The sequence below is a fragment of the Caloramator australicus RC3 genome, from assembly GCF_000297115.1.
In the GTDB taxonomy this organism is placed as follows: domain Bacteria; phylum Bacillota; class Clostridia; order Clostridiales; family Caloramatoraceae; genus Caloramator; species Caloramator australicus.
In genome coordinates this window covers 24,689-46,128 of sequence record NZ_CAKP01000019.1, presented here as the reverse complement: position 1 = coordinate 46,128, position 21,440 = coordinate 24,689, and the positions used below count along the sequence as shown (strand labels likewise).

The 21,440-nt window shown below is 31.9% G+C and carries 19 protein-coding genes and 2 other annotated features (1 of these 21 cut by a window edge); of the genes, 7 read left to right on the top strand and 12 right to left on the bottom strand.

Annotated features, from left to right (window positions below):
- Window positions 1-195: a binding site (T-box leader), on the bottom strand (it extends 11 nt beyond the left edge of the window).
- A 44-nt stretch (window positions 196-239) separates the two neighbouring features.
- From CAAU_RS02300 to CAAU_RS02290, 3 genes are read right to left on the bottom strand one after another with little or no spacing between them, the layout of a single operon-like run.
- On the bottom strand, window positions 240-1,790 hold the full coding sequence (locus CAAU_RS02300; RefSeq protein WP_008907826.1) for a hypothetical protein: 1,551 nt from the start codon (window positions 1,788-1,790) through the stop codon (window positions 240-242).
- A 53-nt stretch (window positions 1,791-1,843) separates the two neighbouring features.
- Window positions 1,844-2,995 carry an MFS transporter gene (locus CAAU_RS02295; protein WP_008907825.1) on the bottom strand — a complete coding sequence of 384 codons (1,152 nt, stop codon included), beginning with the start codon at window positions 2,993-2,995 and terminating at the stop codon, window positions 1,844-1,846.
- An 8-nt stretch (window positions 2,996-3,003) separates the two neighbouring features.
- On the bottom strand, window positions 3,004-4,176 hold the full coding sequence (locus tag CAAU_RS02290; RefSeq protein WP_008907824.1) for an L-lactate MFS transporter: 1,173 nt from the start codon (window positions 4,174-4,176) through the stop codon (window positions 3,004-3,006).
- Between the two features lie 218 nt (window positions 4,177-4,394).
- Window positions 4,395-4,636, top strand: a binding site (T-box leader).
- A 178-nt stretch (window positions 4,637-4,814) separates the two neighbouring features.
- On the opposite strand from CAAU_RS02290, the gene CAAU_RS02285 reads away from it, so the two are divergent.
- The 5 genes from CAAU_RS02285 (at window position 4,815) to glpX (ending at window position 9,776) form a co-directional block, all read left to right on the top strand.
- Complete coding sequence (locus CAAU_RS02285) at window positions 4,815-5,999, top strand: dicarboxylate/amino acid:cation symporter (protein WP_083852772.1); 1,185 nt, start codon at window positions 4,815-4,817, stop codon at window positions 5,997-5,999.
- A 102-nt stretch (window positions 6,000-6,101) separates the two neighbouring features.
- Window positions 6,102-7,112 carry an ABC transporter substrate-binding protein gene (locus CAAU_RS02280; protein WP_008907821.1) on the top strand — a complete coding sequence of 337 codons (1,011 nt, stop codon included), beginning with the start codon at window positions 6,102-6,104 and terminating at the stop codon, window positions 7,110-7,112.
- Window positions 7,113-7,133: 21 nt separating this feature from the next.
- The gene (locus tag CAAU_RS02275) at window positions 7,134-7,901 is read left to right on the top strand and encodes an ABC transporter ATP-binding protein (RefSeq protein WP_008907820.1); all 768 of its coding nucleotides are present in this window, start codon (window positions 7,134-7,136) and stop codon (window positions 7,899-7,901) included.
- Complete coding sequence (locus CAAU_RS02270) at window positions 7,891-8,706, top strand: ABC transporter permease (protein WP_008907819.1); 816 nt, start codon at window positions 7,891-7,893, stop codon at window positions 8,704-8,706. The genes CAAU_RS02275 and CAAU_RS02270 overlap by 11 nt, the downstream gene beginning before the upstream one ends.
- Before the next feature lie 116 nt (window positions 8,707-8,822).
- Window positions 8,823-9,776, top strand: a complete 954-nt coding sequence (gene glpX, locus CAAU_RS02265) for a class II fructose-bisphosphatase (RefSeq protein WP_008907818.1) — start codon at window positions 8,823-8,825, stop codon at window positions 9,774-9,776.
- Window positions 9,777-9,857: 81 nt separating this feature from the next.
- Here the strand turns inward: glpX and CAAU_RS02260 are convergent, their stop codons facing one another.
- The 8 genes from CAAU_RS02260 to CAAU_RS02230 form a co-directional block, all read right to left on the bottom strand.
- The gene (locus tag CAAU_RS02260) at window positions 9,858-11,597 is read right to left on the bottom strand and encodes an aldehyde ferredoxin oxidoreductase N-terminal domain-containing protein (RefSeq protein WP_008907817.1); all 1,740 of its coding nucleotides are present in this window, start codon (window positions 11,595-11,597) and stop codon (window positions 9,858-9,860) included.
- A gap of 2 nt (window positions 11,598-11,599) precedes the next feature.
- Window positions 11,600-11,998: a 4Fe-4S binding protein gene (locus tag CAAU_RS02255; protein ID WP_008907816.1), complete on the bottom strand. Its 399-nt coding sequence runs from the start codon at window positions 11,996-11,998 to the stop codon at window positions 11,600-11,602.
- Between the two features lie 61 nt (window positions 11,999-12,059).
- Entirely contained in the window at window positions 12,060-12,671 is a 612-nt protein-coding gene (locus CAAU_RS02250) for a hypothetical protein (protein ID WP_008907815.1), read from the bottom strand.
- A 25-nt stretch (window positions 12,672-12,696) separates the two neighbouring features.
- Complete coding sequence (locus CAAU_RS02245) at window positions 12,697-13,965, bottom strand: tetratricopeptide repeat protein (protein WP_008907814.1); 1,269 nt, start codon at window positions 13,963-13,965, stop codon at window positions 12,697-12,699.
- A 15-nt stretch (window positions 13,966-13,980) separates the two neighbouring features.
- Window positions 13,981-15,279, bottom strand: a complete 1,299-nt coding sequence (locus CAAU_RS02240) for a helix-turn-helix domain-containing protein (protein ID WP_008907813.1) — start codon at window positions 15,277-15,279, stop codon at window positions 13,981-13,983.
- Between the two features lie 99 nt (window positions 15,280-15,378).
- Window positions 15,379-15,543, bottom strand: a complete 165-nt coding sequence (locus CAAU_RS14475) for a hypothetical protein (RefSeq protein ID WP_008907812.1) — start codon at window positions 15,541-15,543, stop codon at window positions 15,379-15,381.
- Window positions 15,544-15,613: 70 nt separating this feature from the next.
- Window positions 15,614-16,534: a hypothetical protein gene (locus tag CAAU_RS02235; RefSeq protein WP_008907811.1), complete on the bottom strand. Its 921-nt coding sequence runs from the start codon at window positions 16,532-16,534 to the stop codon at window positions 15,614-15,616.
- Between the two features lie 57 nt (window positions 16,535-16,591).
- Entirely contained in the window at window positions 16,592-17,134 is a 543-nt protein-coding gene (locus tag CAAU_RS02230) for a flavodoxin family protein (protein ID WP_008907810.1), read from the bottom strand.
- Window positions 17,135-17,207: 73 nt separating this feature from the next.
- On the opposite strand from CAAU_RS02230, the gene CAAU_RS02225 reads away from it, so the two are divergent.
- Window positions 17,208-18,953 (top strand): ABC transporter ATP-binding protein, encoded by a 1,746-nt coding sequence (locus CAAU_RS02225; protein ID WP_242822554.1) that lies wholly within the window; start codon window positions 17,208-17,210, stop codon window positions 18,951-18,953.
- The gene (locus CAAU_RS02220) at window positions 18,953-20,938 is read left to right on the top strand and encodes an ABC transporter ATP-binding protein (protein WP_008907808.1); all 1,986 of its coding nucleotides are present in this window, start codon (window positions 18,953-18,955) and stop codon (window positions 20,936-20,938) included. The genes CAAU_RS02225 and CAAU_RS02220 overlap by 1 nt, the downstream gene beginning before the upstream one ends.
- Before the next feature lie 24 nt (window positions 20,939-20,962).
- On the opposite strand, the gene CAAU_RS02215 is transcribed toward CAAU_RS02220, so the two are convergent.
- Complete coding sequence (locus CAAU_RS02215) at window positions 20,963-21,361, bottom strand: hypothetical protein (protein WP_008907807.1); 399 nt, start codon at window positions 21,359-21,361, stop codon at window positions 20,963-20,965.
- Window positions 21,362-21,440: the final 79 nt, after the last annotated feature.

The window sequence follows — 21,440 nt, the reverse complement described above, 5'->3', positions numbered from 1 at the left end:
GGGACCGCGGTACCACCTTTATTCCAGAAAACCTGGCACTCATTTAGATAACGGTCTCCCGTTCCACCCTACTTTATTTCAGGTGGAAGGCTCCAAAGCTACCTTCAGCAGCAAGGGACTTAGAAGGCCTCTCAACCTCTGGACCTTCCTCTCTGTAAGTTTTGACTGCCTACTCCTCTTTTTCACAGCCTTTAAGTTTTTATTTTTTATTTTATACTTAATATTCTCTTTTTGTCAATCTAAATTATAAATGGAACAAAAATAAGTTGCGTTAAGAATGTATCGATAACTAACGCCTTTGAAAATGGCATAAATGGCGATTCAAAAATATTGTTTTTATAATCATCGTAACCATGTTTCAATGTAAGTAGGCTTATTATTATATTAATCAAAATGCCTATTAGAATATTTGCCATATATGATGGTAATAAATTTCCAAATGTTATATAGGATATCCTATATACGGTATATATTTTAGCAATGAAAGTTATTAAATAAATAAGGATAAAGGTTAAAAGTTTTTTTGAATCCTTTAAAGAATATTGGAAAAACATAAAAATGGAAACCAACAATAAACCAACAAATATCCACGAAATTCCGTATATAAAGATATAAAGAAGGCTATTTATAATTGTTATAACGGTTTTATAAAAAGCTTCTAACCTTTCTATTGGCCTTACTCTGTTGTGTATTCCTTTAAATTCATCTGTGCTAGATGTTAAATTTATCTTATATACTCCATCACCTAAATATTCTGCAAAGGCTACATAATTATCATAATAATAGGGCATCATGGATGGTTTTGACGTCTTTGAAATATAATTATATTCCTTAATCTCCTCTCCATCCATTAAAAATTCAACTATGTCATACTGCTCATCCTTTTTCCCAACCTTTCTTTCAGACCCTGCTACAAAAACAGCCCCTTCACCTGCCGATACAGTTTGTGGGTTATAAAGATATCTTATATATCCTACTTTCAATTTTGATATATTATAATTGCTTCCATCTAAATTAAATACTATAGCAATTATATTGCCAAATTGTCCTTTAACCTTGTTCTCAACAAGCAAATATCCATAATTTTTGTCAAAGGATAAAGCTACATCTCCAAAACTATCAAAAACGCCCTTACCAACAGTTCCTATATACTCGGCTTTTACTTCTCCATCATCAATCGTTGCATATTTGAATTCATTTTCACCTATAAGATATGAAATCATAATTTTTCCGTTTGCTTCCGCTCCAGCAAGATGAGTTGCTCTGTTTTCATTGATAGTATATTTTTTATTATTTTTTACATCTAAAATTTCAATTCTATCAATAGTTGATATAGCAATAGCATTATCGCCAATTTGAGCACTATCGTAAACATTAAAATATTGATTGGTATTTAAAACATTAAGATTGCCATCGAGCTTAGCCTGAATTAAACTTTTAACTCCTGAGTTAGAAATTATCCAGCTTAAGTAAATATTTTTTCCATCGGTAATAAGGCTTAAACTTCTTACCATTTCATCCATTGCATCTATGCTTTTTTCTTTTATCTTATTACCTAATTTATCTATAGTAACAAGATTTATATTTTGCCCATCATCAAAGGCAATTAAATAATTTTCTCCCATTTTTAAAACTTTAGGATAGCTCTTTGACTTTGCCTTAGAAATTTCTACTTCCTTAGACCATTTGTCAGACGGCGGCTTTATAATCTCGTCATAAATAGTTTTATAATGCATAAAAATAGCTAAAACAGCAATAATTAAATACCCCAGTAATAATTTTTTCTTCATCCCCATCACCCCAAAACATCTCTAATTCAATATTACCACATTTATCTATATATTCAACTATTTTCCCAAACTTTTAATTTTATATAAATCAGTATCGTCAAAGAAACTAAAAGAGCAATAGGAATCAAAAAGAATGTATAATAAACTCCAATGGTGTCATTCAAAAAACCCACAAGAAAATTTAATATCATATTTACCGTCGATGTAAGGGCAATAACCAATCCTAATATATATGTTCTATTTTTTTGAAAGGTATTGCTAACAAGGAGAACTATGGTTGGAAAACCTATTGAAAAAAAGAAGCCTGAAGCTGAAATCAAAATTAAATATTTTTCACCTAAAACAAGTCCCACGGTAAATAAAATAGTAGCCATTGAAAAATATAAAAATAATGCATTAAAACGGCCTATCTTTTCTACTACAAATCCCCCTAAAAATCTTCCAATCGTAAATATAAAGAAGAATAAAGAAAGATAGTAGGATGCAGTTAAACCATCAAGGGAATATCCGGTTATCATAAAATTAGCGAACCAATTGGCAACCGAAAGCTCAGAAAAAACATAAAGGCCTAATGCCGCAACAAATAAAAGAATCCTTTTGTCCTTTATTGCATCTAAAAATTTAACCCCTTTATCTGCTTTATCAACATCAACCTGCGGAAATTTAATAAAAAAGAAAATAAGTAAAAGAATAAAAAACACTAGCGCACTACCAAGATAAGCTTCCCTCCAATTTAGCCCTCTTTTTAGTAGTATCCCAACAGTTCTTTGCCCTGCTGAAGTTCCAAGCCCATAGCAAAAGTGAGTTAGATTCATTAGAATTGCCTGATAGCCTATAAACAAAACTGGTATAAGAGAATTGGTAGATATAGAAAATAGGGATACCCCAACATTAAATATAAACATGGCCAAAAGTAATATATAAAAACTTCCCGATTTCCATATCATCAAAAATGAAAGTATTATTAGAATCAAACTCGATAAATAAATCCTTTTATGACCGTGCCTTTGTATTAATATTCCTCCTATGTATTGAAAAATTATATATGCTAATGATGAAACCGTTAGCATTACTCCAATCATGCTATTGTTTATCCTAAATTCTTCCTTAAATATCGGAATAAAAAGACCCCTCATATTTTCAGAAAAACCAATAAAAGTCATGAATATAAATATATAAATAGTTGTAACGATATATTTTTTCATTTATCCCCTTAGTCCTCCCTTTTTAAATAAACATTAGCAACTATTAAAGCGATGATTACAAATGCAATTATAGGATAAGCTACATATTTGTAACTTCCTAAAAAATCCTTCAGCATTCCTGACAATAAGTTTCCTATTATAGCACCAAAACCATAAGCCGTAAAAACAATACCATAATTTTGGCTATAAAACCTACTTCCAAAAAATTTTGATGTTAATGCTGGTGCTATAGCAAGCCATCCTCCAAAGTTCATCCAAAACAAAGCAAATGATACAATAAATAGCACAACAGAACCTTCTTTAAATATTATAAATAAAATAGCCGACAAAATTATCAAAACATAAGATAATGAAATAACCCTAATGGGACTTAACAAATCAGTTAGCCATCCAAAGGAGGGCCTTCCAATCCCATTAAATGCAGAAAAAACTGAAATAAAGATGGCGATTTTTTTACTATCAATTTTTATAATGTCTTCTCCAACCGGCCCTGTTATCCCAATAATCATAAGACCTACTAGTGTTGCTACCATAAAACAAAACCACAGCGCATAAAATTTTGAAGTTTTTAACATTTCCTTTGGAGTTATTGATATGCCGTCTTCAATTTTTTCAACTTTTAATTCATCTGGAAATTTAAAGGGCAATGCCAATAATATAACAATAATTAAAAAGGCAACACCTAATATTTTAAACGTTGTAAATACTCCATTCAGGTCTATAAGTCTTTTAGCGATGGGAGCAGTTATAAATGGTGAAAGCCCAAAACCTGAAAGCAACACTCCTAATGCAAGCCCCTTTTTGTCATAAAACCATCGGGAAACAACACTAATTGGGACACCATAAGCTATTCCGACACCACTTCCTGCAATAATACCATAAGTAAAAACCAAAAACCAAATATTCTTTGCCCACGAGGAAAGTATCCAACCTAAGCCAACTAAAACTCCTCCGAAAATAAGAACATTCCTAGGATGATACCTATCGATTAATTTGCCACCAAAGGGCATTAAAAGAGCATAAAAGGCAAGAAACACCATGAAAGGTAATCCGCTTTGTGTTGATGATAGTTTTAAAGCCTCCTCTAAGGGTTTTCTAAATATACTCCATGAATATACAGTCCCTAGACATAAAAAAATTAATATACCTAAAATTACATACACCCATCTGAATACCTTCATATCAACCCTCCTATTTTTAACCATTATATTTTGCTTTTATTATTTTACCATAACAAACAAGATAGGAAAATAAAGACCTTTTTGTTAAATATCTAAACTAAACCAACATATTTATTTTTTCTATAGATGTCGGTCTATTTATTCAAAACATCAATATTTATTGATTTTAGAATAAATACCATTTATAATTAAAATAAAATTGAGTAAAATAGTATGATTTAAACACGATGATTAGGGAAAGTAGGTTATACAAGTCATACAGAGAGGGATTCCTTGGCTGAGAGAATCCTATGATATAGTATAACTGAAGTGCCCCTATGAGTGTTAGGTCGAAGTTTATAGTAGGCCGTGACGGGTTCTCCCGTTATAGAGATATGGTGTGTTAGCACCTGAAAACGAGATAGGGGCTTTTTGTCCCTAAGCAGAGTGGAACCGCGGAAGATAACCTTCTGCCTCTGATTAAGAGGCAGAAGGTTTTTTTATTGTTAAAAACTGCGCGCAGTTAAAAATAAAAACTTTAAGGAGGTATTAATAAATATGTCAACTGTATTTGCCTTGATATTAACAACAATTTCCTTTAGCATAATCAAATTTGTAAAAAACAAAAAGTATCCTTTTCTCTTATATCATTAATAGCATTGACATTAGGATTAATTTCGGGAATAGTTCTAAAAAATGAAGAAAACGTATTTAGTTTAATTGGACAAACATATATAAGCTTAATTAAAATGCTGGTTTTACCACTTATTATTACATCAATTATTACAAGCATTAATAAATTTTCAAATACAGATGATTTAAAAAGAATCGCTATTAAAGCTATCTCAATTTTAATGTTAACCACAGCAATTGCAACCTTCATAGGCCTTTTAGTTGGAAATATCTTAAATATTGGAGCAGGGTATAATTTTATCAATGTTCCAGAATTTAAGGCAAGGGAAATACCTAAATTTACGCAAGTTTTCCTAGATATGATTCCTAAAAATCCAGTAAATGAAATGGCAAATGGAAAGATTATTCCTGTAATAATTTTTTCAATTTTAATTGCAATTTCTTTAGCAATTGAAGGCGAAAAAAATATGGATTCAATAAAAATTGTCCGTGAATTCTTTATACAACTTAATCGTGTGATTTCAAGATTAACTAAAATAGTTATCTCACTAACACCTTATGGAGTTTATGGATTAATTGCTTCTATTTCTACCCAATACGGCATTGCTACTCTTCTTCCTCTGATAAGATTTATTATAGCAGTATATGTAGCCTGCCTACTGCAAATAGCAATTGTCCATACAGGAATTGTAGCCTTTGTTGCTAAAGTAAATCCATTAAAGTTCTTTAAAAAGATATATCCTGCCCAAGTTGTTGCCTTCTCAACACAAAGCAGCTTTGGAACTTTACCAGTAACAATAAAGTCTTTAACAGAAGGTGTAGGAATATCCGAAAAGATCGCTAATTTTGTAGCGCCAATAGGAGCTACTGCGGGGATGAACGCTTGTGGAGGAATTTATCCTGCTTTGGTTGCGATATTCGTTGCGAATATGTTTAATAAAGACTTATCTATCAATCATTATTTAATCTTAATTGCAACTACAACATTATCATCGATAGGAATTGCTGGCGTTCCTGGGACGGCATCTTTAGCAGCAACAGTAGTATTAGCCTCATTAGGTTTGCCTATTGAAGGCCTTGCAATGCTCCTTGGAGTTGACGTCATAGTAGATATGGCAAGGACTATGACAAACGTTACGGGTGCATCGGTTTCTGCCTTAGTTGTAGCTTCAAGCGAAAAGGAAATCGATTTAAATATATTAAATAGTTAAGTTTTAAAACCACCAAGACTTTTCCTTGGTGGTTTTTTATTGTGTCAAAGTAACTACTCTATTCATATTATAAAATATCAAAAATAAATTACGGAGGGTTACATGAAAAAGCTTTTCAGCCTTCTTTCAATTTTATTAAGTTTTACTCTCATCTTTGCCTCCTGTGGGCAAAAAAAGCCTCAGGAACTTACAAAGATCAGGTTAAACGAGGTTGTAAGATCCATCTTCTATGCACCAATGTATGTTGCTATAAACAAAGGATTTTTTGAAGAGGAAGGCTTAGAGATTGAACTTTCAACCGGTCAAGGTGCAGACAAAACAATGCAACAGGTTTTATCAGGAAATGCCGACATAGGCTTTTGCGGTCCTGAACAAGTTATATATCTTTACAATCAAGGAAGGGAAGACTATGCCATTCTTTTTGCACAACTTACTAAAAGGGACGGTTCCTTCTTAGTAGGAAGGCAAAAGGAAGAGGATTTTAAATGGGAAAACCTAAAGGGTAAAACAATTATCGGCGGAAGACCTGGTGGAGTTCCTGAGATGACTTTAGAATATGTAATCAGAAACCATGGTCTTACTCCCCATAAAGAAGTAAACATCATAACAAATATCGCCTTTACCGCAACTGCACAGGCCTTTAAATCAGGGACAGGGGATTATGTTGCCCTATTTGAACCAACAGCAAGTATGCTTCAAAAGGAAGGCGGCGGTTATATAGTAGCTTCAATAGGTAAAGCATCCGGTGAAATCCCATACACCTGTTTCTTTGCAACTAAATCTTATATGGAAAAAAATCCAGAAATAATTCAAAAGTTCACCAACGCAATATATAAAGGACAAATTTGGGTTCAAAAGCATACTTCTAAGGAAATTGCAGAAGCTGTTATAAGCTTTTTCCCAGGCTCAGATTTAGACCTTCTTACTACAGTTGTTGAAAGATATAAGGCTCAAGACACATGGTCAAAGGACCCAATATTAAAAGAGGAAGCTCTATCAAGATTAATGGATATAATTCAAAGCTATAATAGAGAGCTTATTCCAATGCGTCCATCCTATGAAAAAATAGTTACCACTGAATTTGCTGAAAAGGCACTTGAAAACATTAAATAGTAATATCAGGAGGGGATAATAGTGATAAAGCTAAGGGCTAAAGACATTAGCGTCATTTATCATACCCTAGATGGTGAAACAGAGGCCATTAAAAACTTAAATCTTGATGTTAAAGAAGGCGAATTTTTATGTCTTGTAGGACCATCGGGATGCGGAAAATCAACATTTCTAAATGTAATAGCAGGCCTTGTTAAACCTTCTAGTGGGAAAATATTTATTGACAATGAAGAAATAACAAAACCTTCAAATAAGATTGGCTATATGTTTCAAAGGGACTATCTATTTGAATGGAGAACCATATATAAAAATATTGTCCTTGGACTTGAGATCCAAAAAAGGCTCAATGGAGATAACTTAAAAATGGTAGAATATATGCTTCAAAAATATGGCCTTTCAAGCTTTAAAAACTATTATCCCCGTCAATTATCTGGAGGAATGAGGCAAAGGGCTGCCCTCATAAGAACTTTAGCCCTAAATCCTGATATATTGCTCTTAGATGAACCCTTTGCCGCCCTTGACTATCAAACAAGACTTGCAGTATCCGACGATATTTATAGAATTATTAAAAATGAAGGTAAAACAGTAATAATGGTTACCCATGATATTTCTGAAGCAGTCAGCCTTAGCGACAGAGTTGTAGTTTTATCTAAAAGGCCTGCAAGGATTAAGGATATATTGGAAATTAAATTTTCAATAAAAGATAGAACTCCTATTAAGGTTAGGGAAGCTCCTGAATTTAAGGACTATTTCAACCTTATATGGAAGGAGCTGGATATTCATGTTGAATGAAAATAAAATAGAATATTCGAAGGAACATGAAATATTCCTAAAGAATGTGAAAAAAAGAAAGGCATTAATAATATTTACTCAGATTCTAATTTTAGTTTTATTCTTTGCACAATGGGAAATAACAGCAAGATTAAAGATAATCGATCCATTTTTAGTAAGCCAGCCAACAAGGATGATAAAATTCTTAATAAAACTTTATCAAAATGGAGAGCTCTTTAGACATATATTTGTAACCTGCTATGAAACCATCATTGGATTTGTTCTTGGCACACTTATAGGAACAATTTTTGCTGTTATTCTCTGGTGGTGGGATTTTCTTAGCAAAGTATTAGAGCCCTACCTTGTTGTTTTAAACGCCCTGCCTAAAATAGCCCTTGGTCCTATAATTATATTTTGGGTAGGAAATGGAAGACCAGCAATAATCATTATCGCCCTCATGATCTCTTTAATTGTTACTATAATTTCTGTCCATGCAGGATTTAAAGAGGTTGATGAGGATAAAATCAAACTTTTAAAAACCTTTGGTGCAACCAAATTTCAAATTTTAAGATATGTTGTATTACCCTCCAGCGTTCCAACTATAATATCCGCCCTCAAGATAAATGTTGGTCTTTCCTGGGTTGGAGTAATAGTTGGTGAATTTTTAGTAGCCAAGGAAGGACTAGGGTTTTTAATAGTTTTTGGTGGTCAGGTTGCTCAACTTGATATGGTTATGCTCAGCATAATAATCCTATCCATCGCAGCATATATAATGTATATTCTTGTAGCATCACTGGAAAATAAATTTTTAGGATGGAAGAATTAAATGAACAGATTATCTTTACGATAATCTGTTCATTTTTTATGATAAATAAATTGACATTATATGTTTAATTAGTATATAATATTAGTGTAAATAGTATATCATTTTAGGAGGTAATGATGTTAGATATAGATTTAGCCTTAGGACTTATTAGAGTTACTGAAGCTGCAGCATTAAAGTCTGCTATTTACCTTGGAAGAGGTGACAAAAACGCAGCAGACGGTGCTGCTGTCGATGGTATGAGAAGGATGTTCGACCTTTTGCCTGTTAGGGGAACTGTTGTTATAGGTGAAGGTGAAATGGATGAAGCTCCTATGCTCTACATAGGCGAAAAATTAGGCTGTGGTGATGACACAAGCATAGAGCTTGACATAGCCGTAGATCCTTTAGATGGGACAAATCTTATCGCTAAGGGGTTACCTGGTGCTCTATCTGTAGTCGCTGTTGCTGAAAAGGGAAATCTTCTTCATGCACCGGATATGTATATGGAAAAAATTGCAGTTGGTCCAAAGGCAAAGGGAGTTGTTAGCTTAGATGCTCCCTTAAGTGAAAATATTAAAAACGTGGCTAAAGCTCTCAATAAAGATATAGATGAAGTTACAGTTATAATGCTCGATAGAGAAAGGCATAATCATCTTATGGATGAAGTTAGAAAAGTCGGTGCCAGAATGAAACTTATAACCGATGGAGATATTGCAGCAGCCATCGCAACCGGGTTTGAAGATACTGGTGTAGACATTATGGTAGGAATTGGCGGTGCTCCTGAGGGTGTTATAGCTGCAGCTGCGTTAAAATGCCTTGGTGGTGATTTTCAAGCAAGGCTTTATCCAACCAATGATGCTGAAAAAGAAAGATGTATAAAAATGGGAATTGAGGATGTTAGCAAAATATTATATATAGATGATATAGTTAAAGGCGATGAGGTCTATTTTGCAGCAACTGGAGTTACCAATGGTGACCTTTTGAAGGGAGTTGTATTCTATCAAAATGATACAGCAAAGACCCAATCTGTTGTTATGAGGGCAAAAACAGGAACTGTAAGATTTATCAACACAATTCACAAAATTTTCTAAGATAATCCTCCTTACCAGCACCAGTTAAAATAAAAATACACTCAAGTTTATCCCCGTTAACTTGAGTGTATTTTTATTTTGCTACTTCATTAGCTCATCTATCATGGCTTTATATTCCTTTACCATATTGTTTGCCTTTTCCTCATCAAGCTTTCCATTTAAAGTAATAGTTTTAAAAAATCTCTTAGGTATCTTTATTTGGTCAAGCGAATAACCAAGTTTTTCTTTAATTCTATATTTTGTTCTTAAAATTTCCTTTGCAATTTCCGTAAGTTCTGAATTTGTTAATGTTATACCTACTGCATCTAATGCCTTGATTATCGTATCCCTGTTATAAACCTTTCTTGCAAATAAACATATAACAAGGCTGGTTAATATGTTTCTTTCTAATTCCTCTTCAAATATCTTTTTAACTATATCCTCTTCCTTAGTTCTTGCCTGGTCTATTGAATAACCTGCATTATCAAGGTGTGAATGTCTTGATCCTACAGAAAAACCAACTATGCTACCATATCCTGTATGATAGCCTGGCATCTCATTTCCTCCAAGATGGCATGCAAAATCCTGTCCGCCATACTTTTTAGAAGCAAAATCAACACCCTTTCCAAGGGATTTATAAAATTCATTCTTACCTGTTGCAATATAATGAACTGCTGCCATATAGTTTTGTAACACTCCAAATTCAAATGGCATTAATGTATCATCAATTGTGATTATCCCTCTCTTATAAGCTTCAGTTGCCCATCCTAAAGCTACTCCTGTTGAAATTGCATCTAATCCTTCCCTTTCAACAACATCGATAAGCTGTAAAACCTCTTCAGGATTTTTGAGCCCAACAAAACTACCAAGGGCGAAAACCAATTCATGATCATAGGATACATTAACAGTTTCATATTCATAACCATCATCAAACTCTCTTCTGAATTGTCCTATATGTATACATCCTATTTGGCATCCTGAGCATGCAACCTTTCTAACTAATACTTCCTTTGCAAATCTTTCGCCTGAAATATTTTCAGCATGTTCGTATCTTGTGGTTTGTAAGTTTAATGATGGAAGTGAATTCATCTCATTTAATGGAAGGACATTTATACTTGTTCCTACAGCATGATATTTTTCCATAACATCAGTTTTTGTTACGGTATCATAAATGCTGTCATATACTTCTCTATATTTTTTCATATTTTCCTTTGGTATTTTAACAGGTTCATCCCCAATTATAACTATACCTTTTAACAATTTTGATCCAAATACTGCACCAAGTCCAAGCCTACCAAAATGCCTATAGGTATCAACATTAACCCCAGCATAGGAAACCAAATTTTCTCCTGAACGTCCAATTCTCATGGAGCTTCTAATACCGCTTCCTGAAGTATGCTGTCTTAAAATTTTACCTGTATCCTCAACTGAAAGCCCCCACATCGCCCTTGCATCTTTAAAAAGAACCTTATCATCTATAACAAGATATTCAGGGTGCTTTGCTCTACCGGTAATAACAATTGCATCAATATTGTTAAATCTCATTGCCATTGCAAGACGTCCACCAGCATGGCTTTCCCCATATTCCCTTGTATGTGGTGAATAAAACGTTGCAACAACCTTTGTGCAAACTGGCATAACAAAGGATAAGGGGCCATTTGCAAAAATAATAGGTTGGGCTGGATCTAAGGGATCAAGCTCTGGTTTGATATTTTCCTCTAAAAGTTTTGCCGCAACACCTGTTCCACCTAAATACTTAAAAAGGTCCCTTCGTTCTTCAAACCTATATTCTTCATTAGTAAGATCTATATACAAAACCCTTATAAAGTCTTTATGCAGCATAGTTAAACCTCCTTCGTTGCAATACATCTATGGGGACAATATCTTGTGCAGTAACCACAGTGGGTGCATATAATTGGATACCCTTCCTTATCCATTCTAATAGCACTTACAGAACAAGCCCTTGCACAGGCACCACATTTCGTGCATTTATCCTTATGAAAGACAACTCCTCCCCCGTTTCTTTTTGTTAGAGCTCCAAATTTACAAGCTTCCATACATGCAGGATCTTCACATGACATACAAATAGTTATAATAAACTCTCCCGACATTCCGCCAGCAGTTTTGACATCTAATGCTGCATTTGAAGGGGAATAATCTCCCCTTAATCTTGCACAAGCCTGCCTACATGATAAACAACCAATACACCTTCTCCTATCTACAACTCTTAGAACTTTTGGCATAATTTTACCTCCTGTAGGTTTGTTAAATAATTAACACCATATTTCTTTATTATATACTTTTCTATTTATTTTGCAACATAAGATCCTTAATTTTGCTTATTTCATAGTAATTTTCATGTATGTGTTTTGTAATATCCTTTCCTAATTTAATAGCTTCATTTTTGTTGTATATAAAGCCAACCAATAGGGTTTTGGATTTACTAGATTCCATAATGAAACCTTCGTAATTCTTTTCGCTATAATCCAAGGCTAGAATCCTTGTTTTTTTATCACCTTTTCCCAAATTTTGAAGCTCTATAAAAGCATGTTTATTAGAAAACAGAAATTGTTTTATAACGTCCTTATATTTAGTTAAAAAATCCTTTAAATTATCATCTTTTATTTCTAAACATGTTCCAACGTTTTCACTATTTAAAAAAAATTTTATTCTCATATCATCTTTAACAAGGTTATATGCCGCAATTTCTTCGCTTTTTTTAGAAAATCCATGAAATTCTTTATCAATTTCTAAAACACCATCGGTATTTTTATGGTAAATTTTTTGAAGTTCATAGCAAAACTTTCTAAAATGAAGCTTTATTTCATTTCTAAATTTATCATACTCCTCCTTTGTAAATTTATCCTTCTTTTTAAAAAAATCAAAATCAGCTGCAACAAACCCATTAAAATCCATATTATCCCTCCTTAAGGCCAATGGCCTACTTTTTTACCTTTAACATATATTCAATAGACAGGTTTTCATTTCCTATCATTCTATAAAGTTTTGACAAAGCAATATATATTTTATTCAATTTGTCTATATTTTTTATTCTTTCTGCATTATCAAGAGCTAAAAAGCCATATATTTCAGCTTTATCAAAATCTTTTTCTTTTATATAATATTCCATTTTTAAAATATAAACATCTATTAATGTTGATATATCGTTTAATTTTATTAAATTGGATTCGGCATCATTTAATACAGTTAAAATATTTTCTCTGTCCCCTTTTTTCTCATAAATTTCGATCATATTTAAATAAGGATCCAGCATTTCCTCATCGTTACCTATGATTTTATAATCTATGGCTTCCTTAAAGCAGCTAAGAGCCCTATCATATTCTTCAAGTTCCATATAACATATACCTATATTGTTCATAGCCCTTCCCATTCCAACCATATCGCCATTAAGCTTATATTTTTCGAAGGCCTCCTGAAACTTTTCAAGACTCTCCCTTACATTTTCAACCTTAAGATCGATAATACCCGCCATCATATTAATATATGGGATAAGATCTGTTTTAGAAGACAAATCCTTTTCCTTAATGAAATCTAAACATTTATCAAGATACTCCTTAGAAAATCTAAATCTATCCAATGTATAATAACATAATGAAAGATCATAGTATATTCTTGCAATTATAGAATTATCTTTAACAAATGGAATAAGATTTTCTGCACTCTTATAGTAAGCAAGGGCCATCTGAAACTTTTTAGACATATATAAACTGTTTGCTATTTTTATATTTGAATCTGCCATATTGTCGTAGTCAGAAATTTTAGAAAAATTAATCAACGCTTTATTGAAATTCTCAAAGGCATTTTCATATTCACCTTTGTTGTAGTAACATTCCCCTATAAATTTATAATAATCTCCTCTATCATGGTTCAATAGATTATTGAAAATCAATCTGGCATCTTCTATTGTTCGTAAAGCTTCATCATATTTTGCTTCATTAAAAAAGCTATAAGCAGTTTTAATTATTTTTTTAAAATCCCTATGAGTTACTTCTACTTCATTTAGTGTAAAATATTCAACATCTACTTTTAATTTTTCTGCTAAATATTCAAGTAGTTTTCTACTTGGTTTGCTCTTACCGTTCTCTATTGAACTTAATTGGGCAATTGTAACTTTATCCCCTGCAACTTCCTTTAATGTATAACCTAATTCCTTTCTTCTTTTTCTTATTTTTTCCCCAATAGTAATCATGATCCCACCACCCGTTTACGTCAAAATTATTCCTAAGTCTTTGTAAATTTCCAATCCTTTATTTATAAAATTCAATGCCAGTTCCTTTTCGTTTGATTTCATATAAAACTTTCCAAGAAGAGTATAGAAGTCTGCAAGTTCCTTTTTGTAATCTAGATTCTCAAGATATTTAACGGCTTCAAGCAGTGAAATTTCAATATTTTTATAATCTTCCTTTGCTTCATATATTCGATATAAATATTCATATACTTTTATTCTAATTTTCTCATTGTCTCCAGCATCGTTTAAAATTCTATTTACTAGGTCTAGTGCCTTATTATAATCCTTTAGCTTTATATAATTATCGCAATATATAAATAAAGCCTCATATACTGACGCATCCTTATATTCCATTTTGAGCCTTAATGCCCTTTCTAAATGGTCAAAGGATTGCTGGACATCACCTGTTTGTGAAAAAAGCATCCCTAAATTCATCTCTATATCAGAAATCTCCCTATTTGCCTCTATTATTGAAAATATCTTTTTTGCAAGTTTTGCATATCTTAGCGCCTCGTTTAAATTATTTTCCTTTGCATAGGATATACTAAGTAGCATTAAAGTTTCTCCATACTGTCTTTTATCTTCTAACGCTGCAAGCTTGTCCTTTGCAAGTGAAGCAAAGGCTATTGCCTGTTCATTGTTACCTAACTTATAGTAGCACATTGCGATATTGTAAAGTATATTTGCCTTTAAAACTTCATCTATATGATTATGTTCATTCAATATACCATCTGCCTGAATAAAATAATTTAATGCAGTAGTTATATATCCCATCATAATGCTTATATGTCCAAGTAACAAAAAGCTCTTTATTATATAATCTATATTATCCAATTTTAAAAACAAGCTATTGGCATTTAAGCAGTGAAGCTGTGCTCCCTCTAAATCATTTTTCTTAAACATAATCTTTGCATAAAAATATTCAAATTTTGCTTTATAATAATTAAGATTATACTTTTGTGCATAGAAAAGTCCCTTTTCTATAAACTCCTCTGCTCTTAAATAGTTTTCAGATATTATCGCTGATTCACATATATTTGAATAAAACTCACATATCCTTGATGCCTGTTTTTCTTCGCTTTCTAAAAAATACTCTATATCTGTTTCTAACCTTTCTGCAAGATATTCTAATAGTTCAATGCTTGGATTTGATTTCCCAGATTCTACAAGGCTTATTTGTCCAGGAGTTATTCTATCACCAGCAAGTTCCTTTAATGTTAAATTTTTTTCTTTTCTTTTTAATTTTATTTTTTCCCCCAAGGTTAAAACTTCCATAGCACATCCCCTTTTTTAACAATTTATTTATATAAATTATACACAAGTCGACTTATTTAGTAAATAAAAAAAAGAGAAAAAGCAGGAAAACCTGCTTTTTCATCTTAAATTTTGTCTTAATTCGTTTAATAGCTCCTCTACTCTTCTACTTGCACGATTTATCCTTCTTCTATTTCTATAGTCCATTTGAGGAACCATCATCATTCCTGCTATTGCACCGAGAATAGTTCCTGCCGCAAGTCCACTAATGAATCTTCCTCTCATATTACACACTCCCTTCAAATTATTCTAAATATAGAGTGTGTAATTATTGTAATATTAAACATGAAAAGTATTATTTATTTGTTATAATTTGGGAAATGAAGTTGGGTTTGCTATAAGGAAATATATAATATTTTTCATATTCCTCTGATTTTTGACTCTGCTTTTTCCCATCGTCTATTTTTATTTCCCACTTTTCCTTTATTTTTAATTTTATGTTTTCGTTTTCCAAAATTGCCTCTTTTAGTTCATAACTTAATATTTTTTTCTTTACCTTATTTCCTAAATCTTTGTTCCAAGCAATTTCATCCAAAACCTCTTTATAAAGTCCGCTATTTTTATCCAAAACGGAAATATCCTGGACTTTTAATGTATTTATGCTATTTTGATAAAAGTTATAGTAATCCTCGATGGATTTTAAGCATGTCTTTATTGCTTCCTCCTTCAATTTCATCTCAATTTTAAAATTCTGTCCTGCAAGTATTTTTTTTCTAAAAGGAATGCAATTTTCAAGAACTGCTTCTACATCATAAAGGGCAAGAGGAAGTTTTTCAACCTTCAATCTTCCTGTTGTATTTATATAAACCATATCTTCTATAAAAACCTTAGCATTTAGAGGTGCTTCAATGGAAAAATCATTTGCATAGTCGTTGAAAAACCAGTATTCTTTTCCATCCTCTAAAGACAATGATATAATTTTTTCTCCCTTATCCGTTTTAACAGTTATAAATCTATAGCCATTAGCCCTTTTATCCTCTAAAATTTCAAGATCACCACTGAAATTATAACTCATATATTTTTCAAAGACCTTTTTTGTAAAGGATGGATATCTTATAAAGGAATATAATTTATCATATTCTTTATTTAAAAGATAGTATTTAAAGTCCCTCTTTCTTAATTTACTTCCGCCTACTATTATAATAGGAAGGATTATTATCAATATTAAAATCAATAAAAACTTAATTTCGCTTTTAAAAAATCTTTTGGATTTCATGGAACCCTCCTAAAAATCATTTTACATGTAATTATATCCACAAAATCCATTTTTTATTCATAATATGCTCTTTGCACTCATATGAGCTCTTTGTAAAACTTCCTTATCTAAACCATTATCATCAGTATTTAAACAATAAATTGTATCTACAAGCTCAGCACCACAAGAGAGCATAAAAAATTTTGCGACAAGATTCATAGAATCGATCATCCTTTTGTTTTTTCCTCCAGCTGTAAATATTAAAAACCCCTTCTTTTTCACCTTATCCTCCACCTTTAAAACAAAACGTTTATTATAAAGAGGCTGGCATCTATCGATTAAAACCTTAAGGTATGATGTTACTGTTCCAAAGTAAACCGGCGAGGATAGGACTATTATATCCGCCTCTTCGATTTTATTTAAAATATCCTCCATATCATCTTTTATAAAGCATTTCATTTCCTTTAAGCAATAATTACATCCCATACAATGAGATATATTAAGCTTTGGCGTATCTATAAATTCAACTTCAGTATCTTTTTCTAATCCCTCTATAAAAGCCTTTGTAAGTTCATAAGTATGTTTTTTTCTAGGACTTCCAAATAACACTAAAACCTTCATTTTGAACCTCCAAATCAAAAAATTTGAAATTTTCTTAAAATAATTATATAATCCTTTTATGGGGGTGATAAATTTGAAAAAATTAAAAATGATGTTAAAATATATGAAAAAATATAAAGGAAGATATATCCTTGGCATTTTAGCACTATTTGTTGTGGATATTCTGCAGCTTATTCCTCCGCGAATTCTAGGTAGACTATCGGATGGTATAGCAAACAAAAGTATTTCCAATATATCAGTTGCAAAAAATCTCCTATTAATAATAGTATTATCCATTATAATAGCCATTTCAAGATTTTTCTGGAGGATTTTTATTATTGGAACATCAAGAAAAATAGAATATGACCTGCGCAATAAGCTTTTCTCTCGTCTTGAAAAACTCTCTATAAATTTCTATAACAAAAACAAAACAGGTGACCTAATGGCTCTTGCTACAAATGATCTAAACGCCTTTAGAATGTCCTTAGGTCAAGGAATAGTAATGATGTTTGATGCTATTTTCCTTACGGTAATAACATTATCAATTATGCTGTCCATCAATGTTAAGCTAACTTTAATATCACTAATTCCTCTTCCTCTTGTATCTATCGTTGCTACAAACTTTGGTAAACTCATTCATAAAAGATTTTTAAAGGTTCAGGAAGTCTTTGCAAAACTTACTGACGTCGTTCAAGAGAATTTTTCAGGAATTAGAGTAATAAAGACCTTTGCCCAAGAAGCAAATGAATATGTAAAGTTTAATGAACAGAATAGGGAATATTTAAAAGCAAATATGAATCTTGTTAAGGTTTGGGGCATCCTTTTTCCCCTTACTGAGCTTTTAGCCTATTTGAGCTTTGTAATCTTAATTGCCGTTGGAGCTTCTTATGTTGTTTTAAACATAATTTCTATCGGTGATTTTATAGCCTTTAATATGTATCTTGGAAGCCTGGTATGGCCAATGATGGCAATCGGTTGGGTCATAAATGTAGTTCAAAGGGGATATGCTTCCCTGGAAAGAATTGAAAACGTTTTAAATCAAAGTATTGAAATTTATGATAAGAACGTTGATAATGTTACCTCTTTAGATGGAGATATAATAATAAATAATCTCAACTTTCAATATGAAAGCTCTAAGTCTCCAGCTCTTAAAAATATAAATCTCCATATAAGAAAAGGTGAAAGCCTTGGTATTATAGGTAAAACAGGAAGTGGAAAATCCACATTAGTTAATCTTTTAATAAGGCTTTATAATGTTCAAGATGGAACAATATTTATAAACGGGCACGACATAAATAAAATTCCAATCTCAATATTAAGAAAAAAAATTGGTTTCGTTCCTCAGGAATCCTTTTTATTTTCGAAAAGCGTTGCAGAAAATATAGCCCTTCCACTTTATGAGACTGACGATGATAAAGTAATAAAATATGCCAAAATTGCAGAGGTTCATGAGGATATAATAGGTTTTAACGATGGTTACAAAACAATCGTTGGCGAAAGGGGAATAACCCTATCTGGAGGTCAAAAGCAGAGAATTTCAATTGCAAGAGCGCTAATAAAAGAACCTGAAATCCTTATCTTCGATGACTGTCTTTCAGCAGTTGACGCAAAAACAGAAAATAGGATTTTAAAAAATTTAAAGGAAGTAATGAAAGGAAAAACTTCAATTGTAATTTCACACAGAATTTCAGCTATTAAAGATTGTGATAACATAATCGTGTTAGATGAAGGCAGAATAGTAGAGAGCGGGAACCATAATCAACTTATAGAAAATGATGGACTTTATAAGAAAATATATTTAAAACAGCAGATTGAAGAAAAGTTAGAGGAGGCGGAATAATGGATAAATTCAATTTGGAGGACTCGATTGTAAAAGAATATGATTCCGTCCTAATGAAAAGATTATTAAAATTCATAAGACCTTATATAAAAGAAATGGCATTAGTTTTTCTATTAATGTTTATAGCCGTCTTTTTAGACCTATCAAGACCATACCTTATTAAAAACGCAATTGATCAATATATAAATGGATATAAAAGTTATTATACTATAAAAGATAATACGATACTTAAGGGAATTCATCCAAAGGGCAAAACTGTCTCTTTGGTTTATGACGGGACAGATTATTACATAGCTTATGGGAAGGTCGATTATTCTAAAAGTTTTATAATCAAAGATAAATTATATCAGGATAATAACTCCTTTGAAATAAAAAAGCTAACATCTAATGATTTAAAAAATATAAGGCAGGATGATTTAAAGGGGATAATCAAAACAGCTTTATATGTTTTTATTGTTTCTTTAATATTATTTTTTGTTAATTACGGTCAGGTTTATATTTTAAATCTAACAAGTCAAAAAATAATATTTAATATTAGGGAAAAACTTTTTAAACACATTGAGGAGTTGTCCCTTTCATTTTTTGATAAAACTCCCATCGGGCGCCTTGTTACAAGAGTTACAAATGATGTTGAAACCATAAACGAAATGTATACCTCAGTCTTAGTTTATCTTGTTAAGGACTTTTTTCTATTAGCAGGAATAGTAATTGCTATGTTTACACTTAACGCAAAATTAGCCCTTGTTATGCTATTTTTTATTCCTATTATAATTATATTGACTATTATATTTAGAAAATATGATAGGGAAGCCTATAGAAATGTTAGGACCAAGCTTGCTAAAATAAATGCATTTTTATCCGAAAATATATCAGGTATGAAAACCATCCAAATATTCAATATTGAAGACAAAACCTTTGATGAATTTGAAAAAGTAAACAAGGATTATTACAAAGAAACAAGAAATCAAATTATAATTTTTGGGATATTCAGGCCTAGCATAGACTTTTTATCCACATTGACCTTAACAGCAATAGTATGGTTTGGTGGTAAAATGGTCTTAAAGGAAATTATTCCCTTTGGAGTTTTATATGTTTTTGTTTCATACGTTCAGCAGTTTTTCCAACCAATATACGACATAACCGAAAAATACGATATACTCCAATCAGCCATGGCATCCGCCGAAAGAATATTTTCACTTCTAGATACGAATGAAAAAATACCAAATTCAGAAAATGCAATAAAAGTTGAAAAGCTTAAAGGTGAAATAGAATTCAAAAATGTATGGTTTGCCTACAAAAAGGACGAATATGTTCTAAAAGATGTAAGCTTTAAAATAAGACCTGGAGAAAAAATTGCCATAGTAGGACATACTGGTGCTGGTAAAACATCCATAATCAATTTAATAAGCAGGCTATATGATGTCCAAAAAGGAGAAATTTTGATAGATGGAATAAATATAAAGGATTATGATAAATATTCCTTAAGGAAAAATATAGCCACAGTTATGCAGGACGTATTTTTATTTACAGGAGATATAAAAGGTAATATACGACTTGGTGAAAACAGAATTACTGATAAAAAAATAATAGAAGTTTGCAAATTTGTAAACGCAGATAAGTTCATTGAAAGATTGCCCCAAAAATACGAAAGCCCAGTCAACGAAAGAGGAACTACCCTTTCACAAGGTCAAAGGCAGCTTATTGCCTTTGCAAGGGCCCTTGCATTTGATCCTTCAATCTTAGTCCTGGACGAAGCAACCTCCAATATAGATACCGAAACTGAAGGGCTTATCCAGGATGCCCTTAAAAAGATTTCAGATGGCAGAACAACCATAATAGTAGCCCACAGATTATCTACGATAAAAAATTGCGATAGAATAATAGTAATGCATAAAGGAAGAATAAGGGAAATAGGAAGCCATGATGAGTTAATGGAAAAGAAGGGCCTATATTATAACCTTTATCAGCTTCAATTTTCAGAATAAGGCTGCACATTATAAGGTGCAGCCTTATTCTAATTCATCTAAAATGTCTTCAATGTCAAAATCCTTTCCCTTTTCAGCAAGGGCTAAAATGCATTCACATTCGCTATGATAATCCCTATCCATTTCGTAGAGAACAAATTCACCTTCAACCCCAAACTTTTCTCCTAAATCATCGACGATGTCCCTTATATTATCCGCTGCCATATCAGTAAGGTATGGTAAGAAGTATTCTTCATACCATACATCCTCATTATCCTCTTCGTAATTATCGTTTGCAAACTGCTTTGCAGCTTCAAGCTCTGCCTCATCAAAGGTATAGAAGAAGTTTAAAACTAAGACGTCTTCATCCTTATAATCGATAACATCGATTTCGCTAAGTCCTTCATTTTCTAAAAACTCAATTATCTTTTCTCTGTCTATCATATCAACACTCCCTTTCATTAATCTACTTATATTATCTCATATTTACCAAAAAATAAACAGCCTGTTGAAAAAGTTTGAT

Bases quoted from the DNA above. Each gene is read 5' to 3' on its own strand.
- CAAU_RS02295 (WP_008907825.1), bottom strand. From the start codon at position 2,995: ATGAAAAAATATATCGTTACAACTATTTATATATTTATATTCATGACT.
- CAAU_RS14475 (WP_008907812.1), bottom strand. From the start codon at position 15,543: ATGAGAGGAAGATTCATTAGTGGACTTGCGGCAGGAACTATTCTCGGT.
- glpX (WP_008907818.1), top strand. From the start codon at position 8,823: ATGTTAGATATAGATTTAGCCTTAGGACTTATTAGAGTTACTGAAGCT.
- CAAU_RS02260 (WP_008907817.1), bottom strand. From the start codon at position 11,597: ATGCTGCATAAAGACTTTATAAGGGTTTTGTATATAGATCTTACTAAT.
- CAAU_RS02240 (WP_008907813.1), bottom strand. From the start codon at position 15,279: ATGGAAGTTTTAACCTTGGGGGAAAAAATAAAATTAAAAAGAAAAGAA.
- CAAU_RS02280 (WP_008907821.1), top strand. From the start codon at position 6,102: ATGAAAAAGCTTTTCAGCCTTCTTTCAATTTTATTAAGTTTTACTCTC.
- CAAU_RS02245 (WP_008907814.1), bottom strand. From the start codon at position 13,965: ATGATTACTATTGGGGAAAAAATAAGAAAAAGAAGAAAGGAATTAGGT.
- CAAU_RS02230 (WP_008907810.1), bottom strand. From the start codon at position 17,134: ATGAAGGTTTTAGTGTTATTTGGAAGTCCTAGAAAAAAACATACTTAT.
- CAAU_RS02270 (WP_008907819.1), top strand. From the start codon at position 7,891: ATGTTGAATGAAAATAAAATAGAATATTCGAAGGAACATGAAATATTC.
- CAAU_RS02220 (WP_008907808.1), top strand. From the start codon at position 18,953: ATGGATAAATTCAATTTGGAGGACTCGATTGTAAAAGAATATGATTCC.
- CAAU_RS02250 (WP_008907815.1), bottom strand. From the start codon at position 12,671: ATGGATTTTAATGGGTTTGTTGCAGCTGATTTTGATTTTTTTAAAAAG.
- CAAU_RS02235 (WP_008907811.1), bottom strand. From the start codon at position 16,534: ATGAAATCCAAAAGATTTTTTAAAAGCGAAATTAAGTTTTTATTGATT.
- CAAU_RS02300 (WP_008907826.1), bottom strand. From the start codon at position 1,790: ATGAAGAAAAAATTATTACTGGGGTATTTAATTATTGCTGTTTTAGCT.
- CAAU_RS02255 (WP_008907816.1), bottom strand. From the start codon at position 11,998: ATGCCAAAAGTTCTAAGAGTTGTAGATAGGAGAAGGTGTATTGGTTGT.
- CAAU_RS02215 (WP_008907807.1), bottom strand. From the start codon at position 21,361: ATGATAGACAGAGAAAAGATAATTGAGTTTTTAGAAAATGAAGGACTT.
- CAAU_RS02290 (WP_008907824.1), bottom strand. From the start codon at position 4,176: ATGAAGGTATTCAGATGGGTGTATGTAATTTTAGGTATATTAATTTTT.